Annotated in this window: 8 protein-coding genes and 1 pseudogene; 5 read left to right on the plus strand and 4 right to left on the minus strand. The window is 44.7% G+C overall.

The window, feature by feature from the left end:
* Positions 1–158 precede the first annotated feature (158 nt).
* On the plus strand, positions 159–449 hold the full coding sequence (locus IM477_RS02075) for a DUF4164 family protein (RefSeq protein WP_072927055.1): 291 nt from the start codon (positions 159–161) through the stop codon (positions 447–449).
* An 83-nt stretch (positions 450–532) separates the two neighbouring features.
* On the opposite strand, the gene radC is transcribed toward IM477_RS02075, so the two are convergent.
* The gene (gene radC / locus IM477_RS02080) at positions 533–1,264 is read right to left on the minus strand and encodes a RadC family protein (RefSeq protein WP_287730363.1); all 732 of its coding nucleotides are present in this window, start codon (positions 1,262–1,264) and stop codon (positions 533–535) included.
* 97 nt (positions 1,265–1,361) lie between these two features.
* Positions 1,362–2,549, minus strand: a complete 1,188-nt coding sequence (locus IM477_RS02085) for an aspartate aminotransferase (RefSeq protein WP_287730364.1) — start codon at positions 2,547–2,549, stop codon at positions 1,362–1,364.
* 249 nt (positions 2,550–2,798) lie between these two features.
* Between IM477_RS02085 and IM477_RS02090 the strand changes: the two genes are divergently transcribed.
* Together IM477_RS02090 and IM477_RS02095 are read left to right on the plus strand one after the other, a co-directional pair.
* Positions 2,799–4,085, plus strand: a complete 1,287-nt coding sequence (locus IM477_RS02090; protein ID WP_287730365.1) for an FAD-binding oxidoreductase — start codon at positions 2,799–2,801, stop codon at positions 4,083–4,085.
* A gap of 9 nt (positions 4,086–4,094) precedes the next feature.
* Positions 4,095–5,450: a (Fe-S)-binding protein gene (locus tag IM477_RS02095; protein WP_002761037.1), complete on the plus strand. Its 1,356-nt coding sequence runs from the start codon at positions 4,095–4,097 to the stop codon at positions 5,448–5,450.
* Positions 5,451–5,517: 67 nt separating this feature from the next.
* Here IM477_RS02095 and IM477_RS02100 read toward each other — a convergent pair whose 3' ends face one another.
* Together IM477_RS02100 and IM477_RS02105 are read right to left on the minus strand one after the other, a co-directional pair.
* Complete coding sequence (locus IM477_RS02100; protein WP_287730367.1) at positions 5,518–6,951, minus strand: phosphoglucomutase/phosphomannomutase family protein; 1,434 nt, start codon at positions 6,949–6,951, stop codon at positions 5,518–5,520.
* Positions 6,952–7,019: 68 nt separating this feature from the next.
* Complete coding sequence (locus IM477_RS02105) at positions 7,020–7,364, minus strand: hypothetical protein (RefSeq protein WP_002761033.1); 345 nt, start codon at positions 7,362–7,364, stop codon at positions 7,020–7,022.
* Positions 7,365–7,763: 399 nt separating this feature from the next.
* On the opposite strand from IM477_RS02105, the gene IM477_RS02110 reads away from it, so the two are divergent.
* Together IM477_RS02110 and IM477_RS02115 are read left to right on the plus strand one after the other, a co-directional pair.
* Positions 7,764–8,597, plus strand: a complete 834-nt coding sequence (locus IM477_RS02110; RefSeq protein ID WP_004162736.1) for a photosystem II manganese-stabilizing polypeptide — start codon at positions 7,764–7,766, stop codon at positions 8,595–8,597.
* A gap of 234 nt (positions 8,598–8,831) precedes the next feature.
* Positions 8,832–9,135 (plus strand): annotated as a pseudogene (locus tag IM477_RS02115) (ISAzo13-like element ISMae28 family transposase); the annotation flags it as partial.

The raw sequence follows: 9,135 nt of genomic DNA on the forward strand, positions 1-9,135 counted from the left end.
CGCCCCTACAGGACGCAATCGCCGCTCAAGATGCCAGGTTTTGAAGCACGATTATCTCAAAATCTTGCACCTGTTTCGCAAGAAAAGCCACAAAACTCTTACCTTGCCTACATTTCACATTTATTCAGCAAGCCCTAATTAATTAGGAGTTTAGCAAAATGTCTAACGAAACGGTCACTTATTCCCTTGAGGCTGTCTTGACAAGGATTGAGGGGAAAATCGACTTTTTACAAAGAGATGTCAACGAGCGTTTAAACAAGCTAGAGATAGGACAATCAGAATTAAGAGGGGACATTAAAGCTTTAGATGAGCGACTAACCGCAGAAATTAAAGGGTTAACTGCAAGGGTCGCTGATCAAGAATTTACCAATCGGGGGATTCTGATAGCTTTGGTTGTTGCCATTTTAGGAGGAGCGGCCAAAATTTTTGGTTTTCTCCCCAATCCTTGACAGCGATCGCATAATGTTTGCAGAAATTAACGCCCAATTGAAACGGCTAAAAAATTCAACTACTTGATCGAATGTCTTTTCTGTCAATCTTCTTGGGGATATTTTTCCCAAAGATCCGTGATTTGGCGAAGACTTTGGAAGTTGCCATTACCGAGGATCAAATGATCTAGGAGAGGAATGGCTAGATAGGTAGCTCCCTGTAATAATTGTTCTGTGAGTAAAATATCGTCTTGACTAGGCGCAAGTGACCCAGTGGGGTGATTATGGGCGATAATTAACTTAGTAGCTGATTGTTTCACTACTTCTCGAAAGATTTCTCGCGGATGTACCAGGGTTTCTGTGGCTGTGCCGATAGTAATCACTTTGAGTGCGATTAACTGATTTTTGACATCGAGTAAAATAACGGCGAAACGTTCCTGAGACTGATACATTAGTTCGTGTCCAAGAATAGCGGCAGCGGTATCGGGACTATCGATGACCATTTTTTCCGTCGGTCGTCGTTGAAAAGCCCGTTTTCCCAATTCGATCGCCGCTAGAATAGTAGTGGCCTTAGCCGGTCCAATGCCATGAATAGCGGTTAATTCTTGGGGCTGAATATCCCTCAAAACGTCCAAAGGCTCCCGGCGATATTTACTCAATTCGTTGAGAATATGCTGTCCTAAACCCACTGCCGAGAGTTTGCCTTTACCTTGACCTGTAGCTAGTAAAATCGCTAATAATTCGGCGTTACTGAGGTTTTTCGCCCCGACACTGATTAAACGTTCCCTTGGTCTTTCACTGATGGGAATATCGGCAATTCTTAAGCTGTAGGTCATGGAAGTGGCAAGCTACCGCGATAAAATTCCATCATAATCGCAATTTTAGCCAGTGCCTAGAGGGATTTGGCCCGTAAATCAAGGGGAAAAACTCTCCTTACCGATAGCGAATTCCCGCATCTTCGAGGCGCTGTAAAGCTTCCCCTAATCGCGGGATATCGGCGATTAAACTGACGCGCACATAACCTTCCCCTCCCTCTCCAAAAGCATTGCCCGGAGTGACAACGACACCAGTTTTTTGGAGGACGCTGAGGGCGAAATCCGTGGAAGTCATACCGACGCTACAGGGGACCCAGAGATACATTGTCGCCTTAGAGGGGGGAATATCCCAACCTAATTGCGCCAAACCTTTGATGAAAAAATCTCGTCGCTGCCGGTATCTTTCCTGTACTTGTTTGACGTATTCATCCGGCAGTTGTAGGGCGGTTTCGGCCGCCTTTTGGATGACGGAAAAGATGCCATAATCGAGATTGGTTTTCAGGGTGCGTAACCCTTGAATAATATCGGAATTGCCCACGACAAAACCGACGCGCCACCCGGCCATATTATAGGTTTTCGAGAGGGTATGAAATTCCACACTAATCTCTTTTGCCCCCGGAATTTCTAATAAACTGGTGGGCTGATAACCATCAAAACTTAATTCAGCATAACAGAGATCATGGACGAGCATAATCTCATAGTGCTGGGCCCAGGCAACGATTTTCTCAAAAAATTCTCGGGGGGCAATGGCGGCGGTGGGGTTACTGGGATAGTTAAAATAGAGGATTTTCGCCTGTTTAGCCACATCTTCGGGGATAGAATCGATATCTATCAGCCAATCCTGTTCTGCTTTTAAAATGATCGGGTATAGCGTCGCCCCAGCAATCAAGGGACCGCGAAAATGGGCGGGATAGGCGGGACTGGGAACCAAGACCACATCGCCGGGGTTAACATAAGCTAGGGCCAGGTGGGATAGACCCTCTTTGGAACCTAGCAGCGGTAAAGCTTCGTTATCGGGATTGAGTTCCACACCATAAGAGCGATCATACCATTTAGCGATCGCCTCTCGGAAACTGGCGGTTCCTTCAAAGGGTGGATAACCGTGAAATTGGGGCGTTTCAAAAGCTTGAATGGCCGCTTCGATAACCGGACGCGGGGCAGGACCGTCCGGGTTGCCCATACCTAAATCGATTAAATCTAGTCCTTCTTTGCGGGCTAAGGCTTTTAATTCATCCAAGCGGGCGAAAACGTAGGGGGGTAAGGCACTTAATCGCTTGGCGCGGCTATTCGTCCAATCTACACTCATTACTTCTTGGCTTACTGATCGAGGTAATCTAACATTATGACACGAGTGTATGGCTAATTTAGCAGTTAGTTATTAAGCTGACTTCTTTGTGCCTCAGTATTGCTAGAATTGCCTGACATCGGAGATGGAGAGCCAAACTAAGGTAATCTGATTAATAGAGGCTGAAAATTACTGATTAGCCCCGGCATTACCCCCATTCTTCGCCATTATCGGACGGTAAGTCCTCACTCCTCAATTCTTTTGTAAAATATGACTGCGATCGCTGTTCAGATAACTTCTATTTTACCCCCCGACACGACAGTTATTACCTGGCAACAAGTGCCAAAAGAGGAACAAGAAAGATTATCAAGGGCAATTAGGGGCAAAAGTCCTGAAATTATAGTTTATCCCGCTAATACGGCCGCTTTATCCTCTCTGGTGCGTTTTAGCAACGAAAATCGTCTGTCTTTACTGGCCTACGGTCAAGGCAGTAAATTAGATTGGGGTGGGTTAGTCGAGTCGCCCGATATTTTAGTCAGTACCCAAAATCTCAACCGGATTATTGACCATGCTAGGGGAGATTTAACTATAACCGTGCAAGCTGGGCTTAAACTAGCGGATTTACAGGCTTTTTTAGCTCCTAGCGGTCAATTTCTTCCTCTTGATCCCAGTTACGCCGATAATGCCACGATTGGCGGTATTATAGCCACAGCCGACGCGGGAACATGGCGGCAAAGATACGGTGGTGTCCGGGATCTGATCCTAGGATTCTCCTTTATCCGTCACGATGGCGAGATTGCTAAAGCTGGAGGGCGTGTGGTCAAGAATGTGGCGGGATACGACATGATGAAGCTATTTACGGGTTCCTACGGCACTTTAGGGATTATCGATCAGATTACCCTACGACTGTATCCCCAAACTGCTAACTCAGAAACCCTGATAATTAGAGGAAATAGCGAAAATATTAGTAAATTAAGTCAAGTTATTCGGCAATCGGCCTTAACTCCCACCGTGGCTGAATGTTTAAACCCAGGGATGACGCAAGCACTAGGATTAGGGGAAAAAGTCGCTTTACTGCTGCGTTTTCAAAGCATTCCCGAAAGTATTAGCGAACAATCGCAACAGGTGAGTTATTTGGGGCAACAGTTAGACTGTCAGACTAATTATTATCGGGATGAGGAAGAAATTTCTCTATGGCAAAGATACCGAAAAACAATCGATAATTCCGGCCAAGAGGGCAATTTTTTCGGCAAAATAGGATTATTACCCAGCAGTTTAGCTCTAGTTATCGACCAAATTAACGGACTAGCCTCGATTAATATTAGTAGTGGGGTGGGTAAAGTTATCTTAAAATCGGAGGAAAATCTTGACAAAATTCGCTCTTTATGCAGTGCCAATCAGGGTTATTTAACGGTGTTAACTGCGCCGTCATCGCTAAAAGAAAAAATTGAACCTTGGGGCTATACAGGTAACGCGATTACCATGATGAAAACCCTAAAAACTAAATTCGATCCTCACGGTATTTTTAGTCCTGAACGCTTTCTTAACAAAATCTAATTTAAAATCATGCAAACCTCCGAACATTCCGTTAACTTTCAAGAATTAATCGACCAAAAAAATCAAGGATTTGACCCCAAGAATCCCCCTGCCCAAGAATTAATCGATAGTTGTGTTCACTGTGGTTTTTGTCTATCTACCTGTCCCAGTTATCGAGTGATTGGCAAAGAAATGGACTCCCCCCGGGGCAGAATTTATCTGATGAATGCCATCAATAAAGGGGAAGCAGTTTTAGACGAAACCACTAGCCAACATTTTGATACTTGTTTAGGTTGTTTAGCCTGTGTTAGTACTTGTCCATCGGGAGTACAATACGATCAATTAATCGCCGCAGTTCGTCCGCAAGTGGAACGCAATCAACCCCGCAGTTTTAAAGATAAAATTATTCGTTTTCTCATTTTTAATCTCTTTCCCTATCCCCTCCGTCTCAAATTATTTTTACCCTTCCTCTGGTTATATCAAACCCTGGGATTACAAACCCTAGTCAGGAAATCGGGTATCTTAAAAATGCTCTTTCCCCGTCTAGCGGCGATGGAATCAATTTTACCCAAAATTACCCTGTCCTCTTTGTTTAAAAACTATGCCGATGTTATTCCCTCCCAAACTGAAAAACGCTATCGAGTGGGAGTAGTTTTAGGTTGTGTGCAGCGCCTCTTTTTCTCGCCGGTAAATGAAGCAACAGTGCGGGTTTTAACTGCCAATGGTTGCGAAGTGGTTATCCCAAAAACCCAGGGTTGTTGTGCCGCTTTACCCGCACATCAAGGACAGGAAAAACAAGCACAAAGTTTAGCCAGACAAATGATCGATAGTTTCGCAGAAACCGAGGTTGATTATATTATTATCAATGCGGCGGGTTGTGGTCATACTCTCAAGGAATATCATCATATTTTAGCCGACGATCCTGAATATAAAGATAAGGCTAAGGAGTTTGTGGCTAAAGTACGCGATGCCCAAGAATTTTTAGCCGCAGTGGGTTTAACTGCTGATTTATCCCCGATTACCGAGACAGAATTAACCCTAGTTTATCAAGATGCCTGTCATCTTTTACACGGACAAAAAATCTCCGTGCAACCACGGCAATTATTGCAAAAAATCCCCAATATTAACTTAAAAGAACCTATCGATGCGGCCTTGTGTTGTGGCAGTGCCGGAGTTTATAATATGCTACAGCCAGATACTGCCGATGAATTAGGTCAGCAGAAAGTACGCAATTTATTAAATACTGGGGCTGCGGTGATTGCTTCTCCTAATCCGGGTTGTTCCCTACAAATTAAAAAACATCTACAATTACAGGGAAAAGATACACCCGTTATTCATCCCATCGAATTATTAGATTATGCGATTCGCGGGCTGAAAATTTCCTAGTTCATCCCCGTTTTATCTTAATTTTTTGAAAATAGAAAACGGGTTTCTTCAAGAAACCCGTTTTCTATTAGATATAGGTAGCCCAAGATTTTGCCCATGCGAGAATTTCATCAACTCGATCGAGGGTTGAAGATTCACAGTAGAGACGCAAAACCGGTTCTGTGCCACTAAAGCGAATTAACAACCAACTGCCATCTTCTAAACGGAATTTATAACCGTCCATAGTATTACAATCAGTCACTTGTTTACTGGCAATTTCCCTTAAGGGTTCCTGATCCAAAGCAGTAATTAACTGATCGCGAGCTTCCATATTAGCTAAGGGTAAATCAATGCGATCATACTTAGAATGAAACCCGGTTTTATCCTGTAATTGCGCGTAAAGATCGCTTAAATCTTGGCCCGATTCTACCACCGCTTCCAAAACGTATAAAGCTGATAATAAAGCATCCCGTTCGGGAATGTGAGTACCATAACCGACACCTCCCGACTCTTCCCCACCAATTAACACAGGAGTGGTCAACATTCGATCGGCGATATACTTATAACCGATCGGGGTTTCAAAGACCGATAAACCGTATAAACTGGCTAATTTGGGGATTAAATCGGAACCGCTCACCGTTTTGACAATTTCCCCTCTCATTCCCTTTTTGCCGGCTAAATGCTCGATTAAAATCGGGATGAGATTTTGGGTGCTTAAAAAATTCCCCCGACCATCGATCGCCGCTACTCGATCGCTATCCCCATCGAAGACCAAACCTACTCGCAAAGGGGCTAAATTTGCGCTGTGAGCCAGTTTATCGATGATTTCTCTCAAATTTCTCGGTAAAGGTTCTGGAGAGCCGCCACCGAACAAAGGATCGCGATTGCCGCGTAATTCCGTGATCCCCACCCCCAAAAGACGCTCTAAACCGGTAGCCGCCGCACCGTGCATGACATCGGAATAAACTTTTAGTTGTCCCGATTTGATCGCGTTGGCAATAGCGGCAATATTAACTTTTTGGCGTAAACCCTGACAATAACTTGACCATGGCTCAAAAGTGCTTAATTTCCCCGCAGCTGCGTTAAATTGCGGCGGATTAGACAATAAAGCTTCAATTTGTTGGGTAATTTCCGGCGAGACAGAACCACCAAAATAACCTTTAACCTTCAAACCGAGATATTTGGCTGGGTTATGACTGGCGGTTAACACGATCGCACCGAGAGCATTTTCTGATCGAGCTGCCCAACTAAAAGCGGGAGTCGGAGCGTAGGATTGGGAGAGAAGCACATCAAAACCGGCTTTTTGAAGCGATTCCGCCGCAGTTTGAGCAAAATCCTCCGCCATAAACCGCCGATCATAGCCGACGATCATCGTCCGCGAACCTGTGATCTGACCATAATTATCCGCTAAAACCTGAGCCGCCAAGGGAGCGAGCAGAGCGACTCGATCGAAAGTAAAATCGGCGGCGATAATCCCGCGCCAGCCATCGGTTCCAAATTTAATCGGGTTCACGGTGGTCATGATTTACGAACTACCCCTAAAATATCCATTTTCCCAATACTGTAACCCGCTCCGTAACCTCTGGAAACTCATTTTTCTCGATCATCGGTTTTTGCCGCCGAATCGAGCGCGCCGACTTCACTGGCTAATAATTTTTCCATTAACATTTGTAACTTCATCCGTTCTATATAGGGCCATCCCCCGGTTTCCTCGATATCCCGGAGTAATCCGTATAAGTCCTTACGGGTATTGGGTAAAGATGGCTCGAACATCTGCTCGCGAATCTGCCGATGTAAATTTTCTAAAGTTCGCAGCAACATTAACAAACCGTTACAATCTCCCTGCTGTTCTTGGGCGATCGCTGTCACCGTCGTTACAAGGGAATCTAGTTGGCTATCTAATTGGCTGTTATCTCCCGGCAATCGGCTATTCATGTTCCTATTTGAAAACAGTCACACCAATCATATCAGTCATCAGCTATCAGTTACTGAGAGCCTCCTGACTTGAAAGAGGGTGTGGGGAAGTGGGGAAGTGGGGAAGTGGGGAAGTGGGGAAGTGGGGAGAACAAAGCTGCCTTTTGCCTCCTGCCTCCTGCCTCCTGCCTCTTGCCGGCTGCCTCCCGTCTCCTGACTCCTATCTCCTGACTCCTATCTCCTGACTCCTATCTCCTGACTCCTATCTCCTGCCTGCCGTCCCCTGTCTCCCATCTTCTCAATGGTCACTGATCTTTGATAAACTGAGTTTCGGTGAATTGGCCCGACCGATTCGATAATTCATCAGGCTATGGATCAAGGGTAGTAATTGTAAAGATTGACAAAGAGAGGTTGACATAGATGAGATTTCGTGCCTTGTTAGTTGCCTTTTTAGCCTTGTGCTTAGGGGTGTTGACAGCTTGTAGCGACGCGCCTAGTGCCGTCCTGAATAGAAACGAGCTAACCTATGATGAAATTTTAAACACGGGATTAGCTAACAAATGTCCGCAGATTTCCGAGTTCACCCGGGGTACTCTCCCCTTAGAACGCGGCGAAAGTTATGTGGTGACAGATTTATGCTTGGAACCCCAAGAATATTTTGTCAAGGGTGAACCCGTTAATAAGCGGGAAGCAGCCACCTTTATACCGGGTAAACTCCTAACCAGAGATACCACCAGTTTAGAACAGATGACAGCGAGTTTAACCGTAGGCGAAGACGGTGTTTTAACCCTCAAGGAAGAAGACGGTATCGATTTCCAACCCGTTACCGTACAATTACCCGGAGGTGAAAGAGTTCCCTTGTTCTTTACCATCAAAGGTTTCACCGGCAAAACCGAAGCCGGCTTTAACTCGATTAACAGTTCCACGGATTTTGAAGGCGACTTTAAAGTTCCCTCCTATCGTGGTGCTGGTTTCTTAGATCCCAAAGGTCGGGGTGTGGTGACGGGTTATGATAACGCTGTCGCTTTACCCGCTAGTGCTGATAGTCAAGATTTCCAGCGCGCTAACGTCAAAGCAACGGAACTGGGTAAAGGTACTATGTCTTTACAGGTAACTAAAGTTGACGCTTCTACCGGCGAGTTTGCTGGTGTTTTTGAAAGTGAGCAGCCTTCTGATACAGATTTAGGGGCAAAAGATGCTGAAGAAGTGAAAATTCGCGGCATTTTCTACGGTCGTCTCGAAGCTCGTGCCTAATTAATAAATTCAGAATTTCTGGAAATTAAGGCGAATTTCTCCCCAGAGAAGTTCGCTTTTTTTCGGCTCTCTTGGGGTTATTAAGGGACTTCCAAAAAATAAACTATTCATGCTCAAGAATAATAATCATTCTCGGAGTGTAGGAGGTAGGGGTCGATGGTTGCCTCCTCCTTCCAATTTTGTAGTAGAATTAATCCTGTACATTATTAATCAAGTTTTTCTTTGTAAGTGTATATGGAATTAACTGATTCCCTCAAGAAATTGCTCAGTGAAACTGCACTTCAATTAAAAGGTGCAGCTAAAAGAAGATTCATGGCCCAAACAGTCTTAGAATTAGGCTATGGGGGACAAACCCTTGCTGCACAGGAGTTAGGCTGGAATCGAACTACTATTCGTAAAGGAATTAAAGAACTAAAAAGAGGTATTATTTGTGTTGATAATCATTCAGCTAAGGGGCGGAAAAAAGCAGAAGAACATTTACCTTTTCTCTTGGAAAACATCAAAAGTTTAGTGGATTCTCAAAGCCAAACTGACCCAA

The sequence above is a fragment of the Microcystis sp. M090S1 genome (assembly GCF_020246295.1).
GTDB classification, from domain to species: Bacteria; Cyanobacteriota; Cyanobacteriia; order Cyanobacteriales; family Microcystaceae; genus Microcystis; species Microcystis aeruginosa.

Bases quoted from the DNA above. Each gene is read 5' to 3' on its own strand.
- IM477_RS02110 (WP_004162736.1), top strand. From the start codon at position 7,764: ATGAGATTTCGTGCCTTGTTAGTTGCCTTTTTAGCCTTGTGCTTAGGG.
- radC (WP_287730363.1), bottom strand. From the start codon at position 1,264: ATGACCTACAGCTTAAGAATTGCCGATATTCCCATCAGTGAAAGACCA.
- IM477_RS02090 (WP_287730365.1), top strand. From the start codon at position 2,799: ATGACTGCGATCGCTGTTCAGATAACTTCTATTTTACCCCCCGACACG.
- IM477_RS02075 (WP_072927055.1), top strand. From the start codon at position 159: ATGTCTAACGAAACGGTCACTTATTCCCTTGAGGCTGTCTTGACAAGG.
- IM477_RS02105 (WP_002761033.1), bottom strand. From the start codon at position 7,364: ATGAATAGCCGATTGCCGGGAGATAACAGCCAATTAGATAGCCAACTA.
- IM477_RS02100 (WP_287730367.1), bottom strand. From the start codon at position 6,951: ATGACCACCGTGAACCCGATTAAATTTGGAACCGATGGCTGGCGCGGG.
- IM477_RS02085 (WP_287730364.1), bottom strand. From the start codon at position 2,549: ATGAGTGTAGATTGGACGAATAGCCGCGCCAAGCGATTAAGTGCCTTA.
- IM477_RS02095 (WP_002761037.1), top strand. From the start codon at position 4,095: ATGCAAACCTCCGAACATTCCGTTAACTTTCAAGAATTAATCGACCAA.